Origin of the sequence: Labrenzia sp. CP4, from assembly GCF_001579905.1 — a bacterium.
Lineage (GTDB): Bacteria > Pseudomonadota > Alphaproteobacteria > Rhizobiales > Stappiaceae > Roseibium > Roseibium algicola.
Window position 1 is genome coordinate 2564598 of sequence record NZ_CP011927.1, and the last position, 14370, is coordinate 2578967.

The following is a 14370-nucleotide window of genomic DNA, read 5'->3' on the forward strand; positions in this document are numbered from 1 at the left end:
CGTCCTCATGTGGCTCGCGAAAGATCCTAGTTTCCGGCTGCCGCCTTTTCGGCGGCTTCCGTTTGCCGACGCTGCTGTTCGTTGAAGAAAACGACGTAATACTGGTAGATGTTGCCGACGTAATCGACAGGTTCCCGGCCGATTTCGGAAGCCACGATCCACTCGACGTTGTCAAACCACTTGTCCGGGTCAAAACCCTGTTGCTTGGCTTTTTCGCGTAGTTTGGCAAACCGGCTGGGGCCGGCGTTGTAGGCCGCAAGCGCAAAGAAGGTCTGGTTGGCATCCCGTGTCTGAAGACCGGCAAAATACTGGTTGGCAAGGTACCGAAGATATTTGACGCCTGCCTGAACGTTCTTGTCCGGATCTGCATCAATGCCGCTGATGTTGATCGGGTCGCCCTTGGCCGTAGCCGGCTTGATCTGCATCAGACCAACGGCGCCCGCGCGGCTGTGCGCTTTCTGGTCGAAACGTGATTCCTGAAAGCTTTGCGCGGCGATCAACAGCCAGTCGATCTCATACTCGTCGCCGTATTTCTGAAAAATGGTTTGGAGACTGGCGAGGTCGTTCTTGTAGTCCGCGCTGCGCATGTCCCGGAGGTAGTCGGCCTCTTTCAGATATCGCTTCAGGATGATGTTGCCGAGCAGGGTGCCTTTTGTCACGGTGGCGGCGAAGGCATCGACTTCCTTCAGAAGGTCCGGCGCATTGTTGCGAACGGCTATGGCAATCTCTCCATCCGTGCGCACGGCTGCCGAGGGATGCATCTTCAGGCCGTCCAGAACTTCCAGCCAGAGCTCGGCCTTGTGCTGGTCCACGATCACCATGGAAATGGCGCCGGCTGCCACCATTTCCAGAAGATCCTCGTCTTCCATGTGCTCGTCAGCGGTCACAATGTCGACCGGCTTGGCGCCTTTTTGGCCGAGCCTGTCGTTAAGTGCCTTGAGGCTCTGATAATAGGAAGATGAAGCGCGGACGTGAATGGTCTGACCTGACAAGGCTTCAGGTGAGGGAAGGTCGGCAACCCCTGCGGCGGTGACCGGTACTTCGTGCACATCCTTCAGCAAAGGGGAGGAAAAGGCGACCAGGTCTTCCCGTTCGCGGGTAATGGTCAGATTGCCGATCGCGATGTCGCCCTTGCCCGCGGCAAGATCTGAAAACAAGTGATCTCTCGGGGTCGGAACAAGTACGAGCTTTGCATCCTTCGCCTTCTTCTCGTGGATCTTGTCCAGGTATTTGTCGAGCTCGGTCATGAGATCAACCGAGCTGCCGCGCTGAACGCCCTTGTCGATGAAGTAACCGGTCTTTGAAAACGGGATCAGGACCCGAATGTAGCCACGCTTGAGCAAGGCGTCGAAGTCGCCGTCGAACGGTTCAAGCAGTTTGTTCTCAAGCGTTTCGGCAAGGCCCGTACCCATCGCGCTTGCCAAGGTTGACTGGCTTGCGAGGCTCGCTACCACAAGAGCCATTGAAAACATCAGGTTCAGGAGATGTGGCAGGAAGTGCCGGATCGGTATCATGAAGCCCCCACGGACAATTTCATCCGCAGAGTAAAGGCTTGAAATCACTCCCGATCAAGCGCCAAGTCGTACCTGAGCCCTGGAAGCTTTACCTTTTAAATGTCAGCGAAACCGTACCGACCGTAATCCCGGCTTTCATGACCTTGGCTGTGTTCCTGACCGTGTTTCTGTCGACCTGTGTCAGCGTGTCGTCAAAACGAAGCAGCAATGGCCCGTTCTCAGTCTCAAGGCTCGCGACGTAGGAGAAACGAAGGTCTCCATTTTCATCTGTACGAACGTTTGCCGGACCCAGCACGTCGGCTCTCTGGCCGATGTATCGGTCTTCGGCAACCTTCTGGAAGAACCAGGTCTTGGAATCACGTTCACCGTCTTCGTAGACGAAGTCCTCGCGAAGCCGGAGCGTAAAGGTCTTGCTGTTCCAGGTTCCTGTCAGCGTGACGGTGAATGGTCGGTAGACACCGGCGATCTTGCTTTCAAAAACGCCCTTGCCCACTGTTTTTCCGCGGAAGAATTCTTCCAGTACCAGGGATTTGGCGTCGGCCGGAACAGAAGCAGCGACACCTATGGCGAACATGGCGAGAAGCAGAAAACGGTGAACGCGGGTCATGGTGGGCAGAACCTCCTTCAGGAAAATCTGCCCAGTTTACGCAGGTCGGCGCGCGTCGGATCTGGTGACTAGCTTCCGAACCGCTCTCGCCACGTTGGGACCGGATCGTCGGTTGCCGGGGACGCATTATAGACGCCGCGGGCGATGGCACGTGCCAGGCACGAAGCGGCTGCCGCACCGAGCTGAACCATGTCTTCCAGTCCGTTTTCCATTCGGCGTTGGCCCGTGGAGAGGGCGAAGACGAGATCGCCATCAAGCGGTGTGTGGGCGGGCCAGAGAGCCCGCGCCAAACCGTCGTGCGCCATGACCGCGAGGCGTTTCGCTTCGCCCTTGGTCAGGATGGCATCGGTCGCAACAGCTGCGATCGTGGTGTTGGCACCGGCCTTGAGGCCGTCAAGTTTGGTGCGGACCGTAATGCTGTCCGGCGGCAGCGGATGCGCCATCCCCAGGCCACCGAACTCATCGCCGATTTCAAACGGCGCCGCCCAGAAGTGCGCGCTGTCCCCCACAGTTGCTCGCCCAAGCGCGTTCACCGCGACAATGGCGCCGACCGTGATGCCGTTTTCCAGTACATGGGAGGCAGACCCGAGGCCGCCTTTCAGATTTGCGGTGGTGGCACCGGTGCCGGCACCGATGGAACCGAGGGAAAAATCATGGCCGATTGCATCAAGTGCAGACCGGCCGAGATCCCGGTAAGGCGCTGCCTGTCCCCAGCTCTTGTCGCCGCCGTTCAGGAGGTCGAACAGGATGGCGGTGGGTACGATCGGAACGCGGACTGGGCCGACCTGGAATCCATAACCCAGTTCGGCAAGGCGTCCCTGGACACCTGCACCGGCATCCAGACCAAAGGCGGACCCACCAGCCAGCACGATGGCGTCGATCTTCTCGACGGTCTGCTCCGGCTCCAAGAGCGCGATTTCACGGGTGCCAGGTGCACCGCCGTGAATGGCCACCGAGGTGACCGCGGGTTCGTCCGGTACGAGCACGGTCGCCCCGGATTTCAGTTCAAGATCGGAAGCATTGCCGACCTTGAGGCCCGGGACATCGGTGATCAGGTTGCGTAAACCGGCCATGGGCAGACGGTCCTCGATTGAAGGTGGACGATAAGGAGTGTGATCGGCTGCGTGTCAGGTGTCGAGGCTTTTGTAGCCGCGGCGGACATAGAGAAGGGATTTGCCGGGATCGGTCATCCGAAGGTCGGTCACGGTGCCGACGATGATCGAATGCGTCCCCATTTCGGTGACTGAATAGACTTCGCAATCGACGCTGAGACGCGCGCTGTCGAGGGCGGGGCAGCCAGTGGCCAGACTTGTCCAGTCGCCTTTCTCGAACCGTTGTGGCATGTCCAGCTTGTCTCGCCCGGCAAAGGTGTCGGAAATTTCTTCGTGATCGTCGCTGAGCGTGTTGAGGCAGAAGCAGCGGTTTTCGAGAACCGCGCCATGGATGCGTGTTTTCCTGTTCAGGCAGATCAGAATGCTGGCGGGCTCGTCACTGACTGAGCAGGCAGCCGAAACGGTTGCCCCCATTCGGCCGCCGGGGCCGTCAGTGGTCACCACGTGGACGGCTGCAGCAATCCGGCTCATGGCTTCCCGAAAAATGGCGGTCTCCAGGGGAAGCCTGTCCTGGTCTTCGGATTCTGAAGAGGTTGGGGACATCAAGTCGGCTCCTGGGCGGCTCAGCGGGAATCATTCGTCTGTCGGACGCGGACGGGAGTTTAGGCGGCCACGGAAAGGATGCCTAGACCATGCTGTGCTCGACATGGGGCAGACGGGTTTTTCTGATATTTCAAGGTCAACACCTTATGAACGCGCGTCGGAAGGCCTCGTAAAACCATCCAACCGAAGTCGTGGGCCGGAAAGCTCATGAATTCATATGGGGCAGGTGTTCCGCATTTGCCACCTAAGCCACAAGTGCGGATTGAGCTGGGGACCGGGCCGCGCTAGGGGTAGGGGGCGATCACCGGATCTTGGGGAGACGAATGACTTTTCAGCAGTTTCTGGCCAGTGCTGGCCTCCTGGCTTACAGCGTTGTTGCGACACCTGCTGTCGCCGACATCCGGATCGCTGTTGCCGGGCCGATGAAAGGGCAGTTTGCTGCTTTCGGTGAAGAAATGCGTATGGGCGCGGAAAAGGCGGTTGCCGACCTCAATGCGGCCGGCGGGGTCAATGGCGAGACACTGGTGCTGGAAACCGTCGACGATGGTTGTGATGCGGACCAGGCTGTGGCCGTGGCCAACCAGTTGATCGGCAGAGACGTTGTCTTTGTTGCCGGCCATCTTTGTTTCAGCAGCTCTATTGCAGCCGCTGAAGTCTATGCCGGAGCGGGGATCGTTCAGATGTCACCGGCAACGACCCTGCCGAAATTCACTGACGAGCGGCAAGGCGAAGGCATCTTCCGTCTTGCCCCGAGGGATGACCGGCAGGCGGACGTGGCCGGCAAGTTGCTGGTGAATGAATTCGGCGACAAACGAATTGCAATTCTGCATGACAAGACAGCCTACGGCAAAGGTCTTGCCGACGCGGTCAAGGCGGTCGTGAACGAGCTGGGAACCAGCGAGAGCATGGCGTTGGGGTTTGACGCAGGCGGTGACGATTTCCGCAGCCTCGTGTCGCAACTGAAGCTTCAGGCTGTCGATGTTGTTTACCTGGGCGGTTATCACCCGGAAGCGGGGCTGATAAAGCTGGAGATGGACCGTCAGCGGTTGGGCGCGGTGCTGGTGGCCGGTGATGCACTGATGACGGAAGACTATTGGTCCGTAACAGGTGAGGCGGGGAATGGAACCTTGCTGACCTATCCGGAGATCCCCCGGGATCGCCCCGAAGCGCAGGAACTGGTCGCTGATCTGGAAGCGGCGGGAGGTTCCGCGGATCGTTTCACATTGACGACCTATGCCGCAATTCAGGCCTGGGCACAGGCTGTCGAGGTCGCTGGTGGTACGGCGTTGCAAGGCGTGGCGACTGCTCTTCAGGAAGGAACCTTCGACACGGTGCTCGGAGATGTAACCTTCGATGGCAACGGTGACAGCAATCTGCCGGACTACATTGTCTATGAGTGGCGCAATGGTGTGCCAGAAGCCCGCTAGATCTGCCCCATAATGCAAGAGCACGCGGCCCTTGCAGGCACGCGTGCTTCTCAGGAATACAAGGCAAATGGTGTAGGTCAGCTACGTTTTCCGGTGCCTCTGATCTCGAGATTGACCTTGTCGGCGTAGATCGGCAAACCGGCATCCATGCCGTAGAGGCTGCGGAAAAACCCGCCTGACACTTCGAACCCGACCTGACCGTTGGCCTTGCTGTCGGTAATCTTCACCGAAAGCTTGGTGCGTTTCTGCTTTCCGCGAAGGTTCAAGACACCCTCGACTTCTGCCGTGTTCTGGCCGGTAATATGAACCCGGGTGCTCTGGAATGTGGCCACCGGGTGGTTGGCGACATCAAACATGGCCGAACTCTTCAGAAAACCTGTAACCTTGTCGTTGTTCGTGTGAACACTTCTCAGGTCGACCTTCACGACCACCTGGCTCTTTTCCGGGCGGTTTTGGTCCAGTGTCATCTTGCCGGATACGGTCTTGAATTCACCCGTGACAGGGCCGCGTCCGAGGACCCGGACAGAAAAGCCGGTGGCCAGTTGAGCCGGTGACAGCAGGTAGGTGCCAGTCAAAGATCCGGCGAATGAAGGCAAAGGTGCCGCGGCGAGTGCGACAAGACAGGCGAAGGTTGCGACGGTTTTTCGAAAGGGGCGTTTGAAGCCGCGTGTCGTGGCAGATGTTTGGGTCATTCGACAGGTCCTTGAACAAGATCAACGATGCAACTGGTGCGGCCATGTTCCGCAAGTTTTAAACTCAGGCTCTCTCTTCGAGCCATGGACGCACTATCTCATGAGGCTCCGTCAGACGCGGTGACGCCTGTCACAGGCAAAGATGCGATTGTTCGACTGGTATTCGCTCACCCCCAGATACCAGTTGGCTGGCCGAATTGTCTCTTCACGTTGGAGTGCTGATTAACCTTTTGGTAAGAAAATAGGCCTGTCCCGGTTCTTTCAAGGGAAGGGGCAAGGTAATCTCGGCGCAACTGCATGGAGTTTGTAATGCGTCTGGTCTCCTTGTTCCGCGTTTTCATTCCTTTGATGATGTTTGTTGCAATCAGTGTTCCGCCAAAGTCTGCCGATGCCGCCGAAGTGGTGGGCTTCTCGGATGCCCGCTTTCGCGCCGGAACTATCGTGATAAAGAATTCCGAAAAACGGCTTTATCTGGTGCTCGGCGCCAACAGGGCGATCCGCTACAGGGTTGCAGTCGGCAAACGGCAAAAATCCTGGACCGGACAGGCATTCATAACGGCTAAATACGTGAAGCCCGACTGGGCTCCGTCGGACGAAGTCCGTCGAGACTTTCCGCATTTGCCGACGGTCATTCGCGGTGGCGCGCCCAACAACCCGATGGGCGTTGCCGCTATGACGCTGTCCAACGGTAACTACGCCATTCACGGCACCAACCGGCCGGGCTCCATCGGGCGCGCGGTTTCTTATGGCTGCATCCGGATGGCCAATCACGACATCGAGGACCTGTTTCAAAGGGTAACGGTTCGAACGCCTGTGGTGGCATTGCCTTGAACCAGCCGAGTGCATTCGTTGGCTAGCCGGTAACTGGCGAGGAGATCAGTCTTACCTGTCTCGCTTGCCATTGCGTCCGGATGACGGTGCCGACCAGGCATTTTCCGGGGGTTTCTTCCGGTCCAGATAGGTTCCCAGCATCAGGACGACACCCAGTAGCAGGCAGCTTGTTCCCGCGAAGAACAGCTCGAACGGGGCCTGCTCGGAGGGGGAAATCTGCATTTTATGAAGCACGACCGTGCCGATGATCATGGGCAGCAGGTAAAGAGCAAGCGCGGTGAACTGACGGTGGAAATTTGATCTGCCCGGTTGCATCACGCTCTGGAAAGGAGCCTGATTGCGCATCTGGATCAGGAGGTCTACCGACACCAGCCACATGCCGAATTGCGTGATCATCGACAGTTCGTTCCCCCACAGAAAGAATGCGTAGACTGTTTCCGCAAAGCCGAACGACAATACGGCCAGGCAAACAGACACCAGAAGCAGCCTGACGACCGTATGCCGTTCCTGGGAAAGCTCGAAACTGAAGCAGCAAAACAGGAACAGAGCCGTTTCAATCGAGAACCGGCCGTACATATTGACCGATTCCAGCGAATGGGACAGCCAGCTGTCGGCAAATAGCGTGATCTGATCCGGAAACAGGCTCTCGGCAATACGAAGGCCCGAGAGCAGGATCATCAGGCAGCACAGGGTACCCCTGAGCCAGACTGAGTGCGCCCATTGCTGGCGAAAGAAGATAGCTCCGGCCAGAATGAGAAAACCAAGTGCTGTGATTGGATGAGTAGACGGTTTTGGGCCGGAAAAGGGATCGCCGGAAGAAAGATAGACGTTGTGTCCGAGACCAAACAGGATGACGAGCAGAAGCGAACAGCCAATCACTTGATGGTAGACTGTTTTGTCGAGATCCTGATTATTGTTCCTGGTCATAACGCGGTAGCAAATTCAAGAAGTAACGGTTGTTTCACACCACAAAAGTGTAGCGCAGTTTAATCGCGGTTTCGAGGCCAAGTTCATGCGGCAGCGCACACCCTGCCGCAGAGGCAGCATGTCGCATTTAGTTTCATGAAATTGAATATATGGTGGGTCCGAGGCCTGCAAACGACCTCTCAAATGACCCTGTCAACTTCTAGTGCCCCAACACGAAGCTGGCAGGGTCTCTTTGTTAGTGCCGTCATTTTGAGGCAGAAAATCACCTGCTTCCAACCTGCATCAAACCAGGCCAGTCAGGCGCCGTCATCCTGACTTTTGAATGTCAATTGGACACGTCTGCGCAATGGGCTACCAGTTTACGGTTTCAGCCAACGCTTCGGATTGGCACTGCTTTCGCGACCGCCTGAACCTGACAACGCAGCGACAAGATCGGCGACCGCGTCGAGTGAATGAACCGCTCGGAATTCGTCCACATTCGGCAGCATGGCGCGGATACCCTTTGCCTTTGCTTCGAAGCCTTCGAAGCGCAGCAGGGGATTAAGCCAGATCAGTCGACGGCAAGAGCGGTGCAGCCGGTCCATTTCCCGCTCAAGATCCTCGTCTGTATCGCGCTCCAAGCCGTCGGTGATCAGCAGTACGGTCGGCTGTCCCGACAGCACACGGCGAGACCAATGCCGGTTGAAATCATGCAGCGCAGAGGCGATGCGGGTGCCACCCGACCAGTCCTCGACACCTGACGAGCAAGCTTCCAGGGCCTCGTCAGGATCCTTCATGCGCAATTGCCTCGTGACGTTCGTCAAACGGGTGCCAAACAGGAATGTGTGTACATCCCGCCGTTCCACGGTCAGACCATGCAGGAAATGCAGCAGAAGCCTGGAGTACTGGCTCATGCTTCCGGAGATATCGCAAAGGGCGACAAGCGGCGGCCGTTTTTCCGCCGGTTTGCGGAACTTCAGGTCAATTATGTCACCACCGGCCCGCATGGAGGCGCGCAAGGTTCGGCGTGGATCGACTTTTCCTCTGGACGCCGGCTTGAGGCGACGAAGTCTGATCTTGTCCAAAGGCATTGTCATGGCCCTGAGCGCCAGCTTGGCTTCGGTAATTTCATCCGACGTCATCTGCGCGAAGTCCTTGGTCTGCAGCAATTCCTTGCCGGAGACGGTGAACTTTGCATCGATTTCGATCTGGGGAACGGTTTCCTCTGCGACCCGCTCTTGCGCTGCCTGAAACGCCTGCGAGACCCGTGTCTGGCCGGCCTTCGGTTTTTCAGGCTCACCTCTGGGCGGGGCGACCGGCGACAGGATCGCCAGCATCTTCTCGATCAATCCACGGCTTTGCCAGTAGATCCGGAAGGCCTCGTCGAACAGCACCTTCTGTTCACGTTTGCGCACGAAGACCGCATGCAGTGTCCAGTAGAGGTCCTCACGGTTTTCGATGCCGGAGACTTCCACGGCTGCAACCGCATCCACCACGGAGGCGGGGCCGACGGGAACGCCCGCCTTGCGCAGCGTTCGCGCGAAATAGACGATGTTGTCCGTGATCCGCGATCGCAACTCAGGAGAGGGCGTCATTGCAGCCTCCCGGATGAGTGCGACGGGCCCATTGTGTTCTTGTCACCTGTTCAAACCGCGGGCATGGATTGCTGGTGCGGAGCGTCCTTGCGGATGTCGTCGATCATCTGGCGCACTTTGGAGCCGCGGACGCGTTCGATGTCGTCCTGGTATTTCAACAGAACGCCAAGTGTGTCGGATGCCATGTCCGGATCGAGCGCCATTTCGTTGAGTTCGGAAAGAGCTGTCGCCCAGTCCAGCGTTTCGGCGACACCGGGTTGCTTGAAAAGATCCTCGTCAGCGCGCAGCTTCTGCACGAAAGCAACCACTTCGCTTGCAAGGCGCTGGGCGGCGCCGGGAACCTTGCGGCGGACAATCTCCAGCTCGCGCTCGGCATCGGGATAGTCGACCCAGTGGTAGAGACAGCGGCGCTTCAGGGCATCGTGAATTTCACGCGTGCGGTTGGTCGTGATGATGACGATGGGCGGCTCTGCTGCCTTCACGGTGCCGAGCTCGGGAATCGTCACCTGGTTATCGGCCAGAACTTCCAGAAGAAAGGCTTCGAACGCTTCGTCCGCCCGGTCGAGTTCGTCGATCAAAAACACCGGCGCGCCTGCCAGCGAAGGTTCGAGCGCCTGCAGCACGGGGCGCTTGATCAGGAAGCGTTCGTCGAATATCGATTTGGAAAGCTCGGAGTGGTCAGTATCGCCGGCTGCTTCCGCGACACGGATTTCGACCATCTGAGCGGGGTAGTTCCACTCATAGACCGCGGAGGCGACGTCGAGGCCTTCATAGCATTGCAGGCGGATCAGGTCTCTTCCGAGGGTCGACGACAGGACCTTGGCAATTTCTGTCTTGCCGACACCGGCTTCGCCTTCCAGAAACAGGGGGCGTTTCATCTTCAGGGCCAGATGCAGAACGGTGGCAAGCGACCGGTCGGCCACGTAGCCCGCCTGATCCATCAGGGCGAGAGTGTCGTCAATGGAAGCCGGCAACTGGTTCATGTTTCCTCCGGTGAACGGGTGGTGATCCCGGTTATATAGAGATACTGGCGTCGAGAACATTGGTGTTGAAGGCACATTTTTCGTGGCCACCGTGTTCCCCCTAATGGGTTTCTGTTTTCGAACCTTCTATAAAAGCGAAACTGATTCAAGGGAGGGAAGTAGAGTGTCGCGCAGCAAACCGTTTTTTGGTGTCGCCGTCATCCTGTTTGGAGCATCGTCTGCCCTGGCTTCTGACGGAGCTTATCCGACGGATCCGGTGAGCGTTGCGACCGGCCGCGAGCTGGCGGAAATCCATTGTGCTACCTGCCATGCAGTCGGCCGTGACGACCAGAGTGCACAGGCCGGTGCGCCCGCCTTTCGTGATCTTTCCAGCCGGTATCCGCTGGAAAGCCTGGAAGAGCCATTGGCGGAAGGCATCGTGACGGCACATGACAACATGCCGGAATTTGCGCTGGAGCCGGATGACATCGACGCCTTTCTGGGGTATCTGACCACCATCCAAGTGAAATGATGCATTTTGCGGCCCAAGGCTCCTGTTGTTAGCAGTGCCTGTAGAGTGCTGCTAAATTGCTGTTTTTAAACAGTAAATATCCAAAAGTCGGGTTTGGTTAACCAGATTTCCGTGACAATCTTTCTTTGCACAGAAGAAAGGATTGGCATGAAAACCAGCTCTGACTTTGAAAAACGCCTTCTCGGCTATGGACTGATGACGGCGGAAATCCTCTACCGTCTGCCTGATCATCCGAAGTTGCTGCAGAGTTTCCTGTGGCAAACGGAAGACCTGGCGCCGAAATTTCCCGAATTGACCAGGTTTCTCGTGTTCTGGGAACGGGAGATAGAAGGTCGCATCCATTCCGTTCGCGTTGCGCATCAGACCCTGATCTCGCCGGTTGATTTCCGCTACGCGGACGGAGAAATCGTGGTGCACTGAGATAGGCGGGACAGGAATCAGCGCGCGCTGAGGCCAAGTCCTTCGCCATCACGCATGACGGCTTTTGACTGAGGGGTGAATTCGGATCCGTCCCCCTCATGCAATACGAACCCCGGCATCAGCCGCAAGGGGGCCTTGCTGGCGCGAATGGCGCGCAGCAGAACACGTGTTGCTGCCGCTTCCGGTCTCGGACGAAGCGGAATGACTTCAATTGCGCCGAACCGGCCCTTGAGAACGCTCAACAGTTCCTGCAGACCGTCTGCCCGAAAGATGACGGTCAGGCTGCCGCCTTCCTTGACAATATCCGTTGCTGTTTTCGCCCATGGCTCCAGTCCCCGGTCATCGAGCATATGCGCGCCGGCACGAGCACTGTTGGGCGATGCCCGGAAGCGGTCCGCCTCATAGTAGGGCGGGTTCATGATGGCATGGTCCGCCAATGCGGGGGTAAGACCGGCTGCGTGGCGCGCACTTCCCTTGGCCGTAATATCAGCTTCCAGAAGGGAGACACGGCTGGAAAACGCGCCATTGGCGGGGTCTTCAAGGCCGCGACGGGCGAGGGCGAGCACGGTCTCGTCTATATCAACCAGCGTTACCCGAATATCCGGCAAGCGCGCCGCGGCACAAAACCCGGCGGTGCCGACACCTGCGCCAAGGTCGATGACATGTCCCCGGGTACCATCCGGCAGGGCCGCCGCAAGATAAACCGCGTCAAGGCCAGCCCTGTGCCGGCCACGCTTGGGCTGATGCACATAGACCTTGCCGCCCAGAAAAGCGTCATGGGTTGTTTCCTGAGATGTGCATTCGGTGCTGTCCGTCGGCGAAGTCATGTCAGGCCCGGCCGCTTTCCGGGCGCAGTTCATGTTCCAGACCGGCGTCTCGCACCAGCTTGCGCGCCATCTGGATCTGGTCTGAATCGACAAGTATGCGGCGCGGTATCATGGCCAGCGAACCTTCCAGAATGCTCATATTGCCGTCTGCGACAAAATGTTTGATGCCGGCATCTTCAAGAATCGATTCCAGAAAGGAAATCAGGACGGGATCGTTTGTTCTGACTAGTTCTTCCATAAGATTCCCGGCGTTAGCGGTCCATGTCCTGCGGTCGAACAGAAAGCCTCATCCGACCCGTTTACAGCAAAACCAGCTGATTGCGGCATTTCAACAGTTTGTCAATGGATTGGCGGCTTGCCCCGAAGGCGTTCGCAACATATTGTCCGCACAAATATTCAGGGAGTGCCATTAGTGGCCGTTGTTGCAACTTATACAGACGATCAGCCGCGCCGTCCGAGCATTCAGTCGCTCGTTGATCTGGTGTCCGGCGGCATGGGCGAGGTCAACGATCTGATCCTGTCGAAGGCAGGATCGAATGTTGAATTGATCCCGGAAATCGCCAAACACCTGATTTCCTCAGGCGGCAAGCGGCTCCGGCCGATGCTGACGCTGGCCTGTGCCGAGATGTTCGGCTACCAGGGCGATGGTCATGTCACGCTGGCGGCCAGCGTGGAGTTCATGCATACCGCCACGCTGTTGCATGACGATGTCGTGGACGAAAGCGACATGCGTCGGGGCAAGCTTGCAGCGCGCAAGCTCTGGGGAAACCAGGCAAGTGTTCTTGTCGGCGACTATCTGCTCGGACAGGCCTTCAAGATGATGGTCGATGTCGGTTCGCTGGAAGCGCTGCGCATCCTCTCCACGGCATCCGCAGTCATTGCCGAAGGCGAAGTGCTGCAGCTTGGCGCTGCAAAGAACATCGCCACGACCGAAGCAGACTATCTGCGGGTGATCGAGGCCAAGACCGCCGCTCTGTTTGCCGCTGCCGCCGAAGTCGGCCCCGTGATTGCCGGGCAGTCAGTCGAAATGAAGCGGGCCGCGCGGACCTACGGTATGGAACTCGGCTATGCGTTCCAGCTAGTAGACGACGCGCTCGACTATGGTGGCTCTTCCGCAGATCTCGGCAAGGATGTCGGCGACGATTTCCGCGAAGGCAAGATCACACTGCCGGTGGTATTGGCCGTTGCCCGTGGCACTGATGCAGACCGCGACTTCTGGCGACGTTGTCTGGAAGGCGAGGAAATCCAGGATGGTGATCTGGAACAGGCCATCGAGCTTTTGAAGAAATACGACGCCTTGTCTGAAACGGTCGAGCGGGCGAAGGACTACGGCAACAAGGCTCTTGCTGCCCTGGACACGTTGCCGTCCGGTGCGCACAGCGATGCGCTTGGTGATGCTGTTGCCTTCTGCATCTCGCGTGTGAGCTAACGCTTACAAGTCTTTGTTTTTCTGATGAAATTGAAACGCCGCCATTTTTGAAATGGCGGCTTTTTTTTAAAAAAGCCAACTCTGCGTTTTGTCAGGAGAGCGGCCCGGAGGCGATCCACCAGTCGGGATGGCTGCTGCGCAATGCACGCTCGACGTCCATGGCGGCATTCAACTCACACAGGCCGAAGCAGGTCGCACCGGAGCCGGACATCCTTGCAAGGTCGATGCGGGTATCGGATTCCAGCTCGGACAGAACCTGACCGACTTCAGGACACAGACCCTTGGCCGGGTCCTGCAGATCGTTGCGGCAGCTTGCCAGATAGGCGACCAGCGAGGCCAGCGTTTCAAACTTTTCCGGCATGAGATCCATGGGAGCGTTGTCCCGCTGTTCCATGGATTTGAAGACTTCAGGAGTGGATACGCCGACCCTCGGGTTTACAAGCACGATACCGCAAGGCGGAAGGTCCGGACCGGCACTCAGGTCGCCGCCGATGCCGCGCATGATCTGGGGTTCCGGAAACAGGCAAACCGGCACATCCGCCCCAAGCGTCAGCGCCAGCGCATGCAGATCTTCCTCGGCAAGATAGATACCGGTGAAGTCTTCCAGGAGGCGCAAGGTGGTTGCTGCATCGCTGGAGCCGCCGCCGATGCCGGAAGCGACAGGCAGGCGTTTGGTGAGTGTCAGACGAACCTGTGGAACATCAATACCGGCCTTTTCGGCGAAGCTACGCACGGCCTTCAGGATGAGGTTGTCGTCGACCGGGCCCGTCAGGTCTCGCGCAAACGGGCCTTCGACTTGCAGGTCGAGCTCACCGGCAGCTTCTATCGCCAGCCTGTCGCCGATCTGGGGGAAGACCACGAGCGAATCCAGCAGATGATATCCGTCCGGCTGCCGACCTGTAATATGCAGTGCCAGATTCACCTTGGCCCGGGCCAGCTCCACCCGGGGGGAAGACTTTGAGGCGAGGGCCAT

General features: G+C 58.1%; 16 protein-coding genes. 5 read left to right on the plus strand and 11 right to left on the minus strand.

Annotated features, from left to right (window positions below; all coding sequences use genetic code 11):
* Positions 1-26: 26 nt before the first annotated feature.
* The 4 genes from ACP90_RS11920 to ACP90_RS11935 form a co-directional block, all read right to left on the minus strand.
* Complete coding sequence (locus ACP90_RS11920; RefSeq protein ID WP_062491555.1) at positions 27-1514, minus strand: transporter substrate-binding domain-containing protein; 1488 nt, start codon at positions 1512-1514, stop codon at positions 27-29.
* A gap of 88 nt (positions 1515-1602) precedes the next feature.
* Positions 1603-2121: a DUF3833 family protein gene (locus ACP90_RS11925; protein ID WP_062488466.1), complete on the minus strand. Its 519-nt coding sequence runs from the start codon at positions 2119-2121 to the stop codon at positions 1603-1605.
* Between the two features lie 68 nt (positions 2122-2189).
* Positions 2190-3200, minus strand: a complete 1011-nt coding sequence (locus ACP90_RS11930; RefSeq protein WP_189640135.1) for a P1 family peptidase — start codon at positions 3198-3200, stop codon at positions 2190-2192.
* A gap of 48 nt (positions 3201-3248) precedes the next feature.
* Positions 3249-3776, minus strand: coding sequence for a flavin reductase (locus ACP90_RS11935; protein WP_023001030.1), 528 nt, complete (start codon positions 3774-3776; stop codon positions 3249-3251).
* 323 nt (positions 3777-4099) lie between these two features.
* On the opposite strand from ACP90_RS11935, the gene ACP90_RS11940 reads away from it, so the two are divergent.
* Complete coding sequence (locus tag ACP90_RS11940) at positions 4100-5203, plus strand: branched-chain amino acid ABC transporter substrate-binding protein (RefSeq protein ID WP_062488467.1); 1104 nt, start codon at positions 4100-4102, stop codon at positions 5201-5203.
* Between the two features lie 77 nt (positions 5204-5280).
* On the opposite strand, the gene ACP90_RS11945 is transcribed toward ACP90_RS11940, so the two are convergent.
* Positions 5281-5895 (minus strand): YceI family protein, encoded by a 615-nt coding sequence (locus tag ACP90_RS11945; RefSeq protein ID WP_023001032.1) that lies wholly within the window; start codon positions 5893-5895, stop codon positions 5281-5283.
* A 351-nt stretch (positions 5896-6246) separates the two neighbouring features.
* Here ACP90_RS11945 and ACP90_RS11950 point away from each other — a divergent pair, with 351 nt between their 5' ends.
* The gene (locus ACP90_RS11950) at positions 6247-6726 is read left to right on the plus strand and encodes a L,D-transpeptidase (protein WP_286145763.1); all 480 of its coding nucleotides are present in this window, start codon (positions 6247-6249) and stop codon (positions 6724-6726) included.
* A gap of 51 nt (positions 6727-6777) precedes the next feature.
* Here the strand turns inward: ACP90_RS11950 and ACP90_RS11955 are convergent, their stop codons facing one another.
* The 3 genes from ACP90_RS11955 to ACP90_RS11965 form a co-directional block, all read right to left on the minus strand.
* Positions 6778-7653 (minus strand): hypothetical protein, encoded by an 876-nt coding sequence (locus ACP90_RS11955; RefSeq protein ID WP_062488468.1) that lies wholly within the window; start codon positions 7651-7653, stop codon positions 6778-6780.
* A gap of 359 nt (positions 7654-8012) precedes the next feature.
* The gene (locus ACP90_RS11960; protein WP_062488469.1) at positions 8013-9227 is read right to left on the minus strand and encodes a VWA domain-containing protein; all 1215 of its coding nucleotides are present in this window, start codon (positions 9225-9227) and stop codon (positions 8013-8015) included.
* A 50-nt stretch (positions 9228-9277) separates the two neighbouring features.
* Complete coding sequence (locus tag ACP90_RS11965; RefSeq protein ID WP_023001036.1) at positions 9278-10210, minus strand: MoxR family ATPase; 933 nt, start codon at positions 10208-10210, stop codon at positions 9278-9280.
* A gap of 163 nt (positions 10211-10373) precedes the next feature.
* On the opposite strand from ACP90_RS11965, the gene ACP90_RS11970 reads away from it, so the two are divergent.
* Together ACP90_RS11970 and ACP90_RS11975 are read left to right on the plus strand one after the other, a co-directional pair.
* Entirely contained in the window at positions 10374-10721 is a 348-nt protein-coding gene (locus tag ACP90_RS11970; protein ID WP_062488470.1) for a cytochrome c, read from the plus strand.
* 147 nt (positions 10722-10868) lie between these two features.
* Positions 10869-11141 (plus strand): Usg family protein, encoded by a 273-nt coding sequence (locus ACP90_RS11975; protein ID WP_031269297.1) that lies wholly within the window; start codon positions 10869-10871, stop codon positions 11139-11141.
* A gap of 17 nt (positions 11142-11158) precedes the next feature.
* On the opposite strand, the gene ACP90_RS11980 is transcribed toward ACP90_RS11975, so the two are convergent.
* Complete coding sequence (locus ACP90_RS11980) at positions 11159-11968, minus strand: methyltransferase (RefSeq protein WP_062488471.1); 810 nt, start codon at positions 11966-11968, stop codon at positions 11159-11161.
* 1 nt (position 11969) lies between these two features.
* Positions 11970-12206, minus strand: a complete 237-nt coding sequence (locus tag ACP90_RS11985; RefSeq protein ID WP_055654874.1) for a DUF2007 domain-containing protein — start codon at positions 12204-12206, stop codon at positions 11970-11972.
* 255 nt (positions 12207-12461) lie between these two features.
* Here ACP90_RS11985 and ACP90_RS11990 point away from each other — a divergent pair, with 255 nt between their 5' ends.
* Positions 12462-13397 carry a polyprenyl synthetase family protein gene (locus tag ACP90_RS11990; RefSeq protein ID WP_205838387.1) on the plus strand — a complete coding sequence of 312 codons (936 nt, stop codon included), beginning with the start codon at positions 12462-12464 and terminating at the stop codon, positions 13395-13397.
* 91 nt (positions 13398-13488) lie between these two features.
* Here the strand turns inward: ACP90_RS11990 and ACP90_RS11995 are convergent, their stop codons facing one another.
* Positions 13489-14370: a 4-(cytidine 5'-diphospho)-2-C-methyl-D-erythritol kinase gene (locus ACP90_RS11995; protein WP_062488472.1), complete on the minus strand. Its 882-nt coding sequence runs from the start codon at positions 14368-14370 to the stop codon at positions 13489-13491.

Coding starts and splice junctions, on each gene's coding strand:
- ACP90_RS11920 (WP_062491555.1), bottom strand. CDS start 1,514: ATGATACCGATCCGGCACTTCCTGCCACATCTCCTGAACCTGATGTTT.
- ACP90_RS11925 (WP_062488466.1), bottom strand. CDS start 2,121: ATGACCCGCGTTCACCGTTTTCTGCTTCTCGCCATGTTCGCCATAGGT.
- ACP90_RS11935 (WP_023001030.1), bottom strand. CDS start 3,776: ATGTCCCCAACCTCTTCAGAATCCGAAGACCAGGACAGGCTTCCCCTG.
- ACP90_RS11940 (WP_062488467.1), top strand. CDS start 4,100: ATGACTTTTCAGCAGTTTCTGGCCAGTGCTGGCCTCCTGGCTTACAGC.
- ACP90_RS11945 (WP_023001032.1), bottom strand. CDS start 5,895: ATGACCCAAACATCTGCCACGACACGCGGCTTCAAACGCCCCTTTCGA.
- ACP90_RS11950 (WP_286145763.1), top strand. CDS start 6,247: ATGTTTGTTGCAATCAGTGTTCCGCCAAAGTCTGCCGATGCCGCCGAA.
- ACP90_RS11955 (WP_062488468.1), bottom strand. CDS start 7,653: ATGACCAGGAACAATAATCAGGATCTCGACAAAACAGTCTACCATCAA.
- ACP90_RS11960 (WP_062488469.1), bottom strand. CDS start 9,227: ATGACGCCCTCTCCTGAGTTGCGATCGCGGATCACGGACAACATCGTC.
- ACP90_RS11965 (WP_023001036.1), bottom strand. CDS start 10,210: ATGAACCAGTTGCCGGCTTCCATTGACGACACTCTCGCCCTGATGGAT.
- ACP90_RS11975 (WP_031269297.1), top strand. CDS start 10,869: ATGAAAACCAGCTCTGACTTTGAAAAACGCCTTCTCGGCTATGGACTG.
- ACP90_RS11980 (WP_062488471.1), bottom strand. CDS start 11,968: ATGACTTCGCCGACGGACAGCACCGAATGCACATCTCAGGAAACAACC.
- ACP90_RS11985 (WP_055654874.1), bottom strand. CDS start 12,206: ATGGAAGAACTAGTCAGAACAAACGATCCCGTCCTGATTTCCTTTCTG.
- ACP90_RS11990 (WP_205838387.1), top strand. CDS start 12,462: ATGGGCGAGGTCAACGATCTGATCCTGTCGAAGGCAGGATCGAATGTT.
- ACP90_RS11995 (WP_062488472.1), bottom strand. CDS start 14,370: ATGGCCCTCGCCTCAAAGTCTTCCCCCCGGGTGGAGCTGGCCCGGGCC.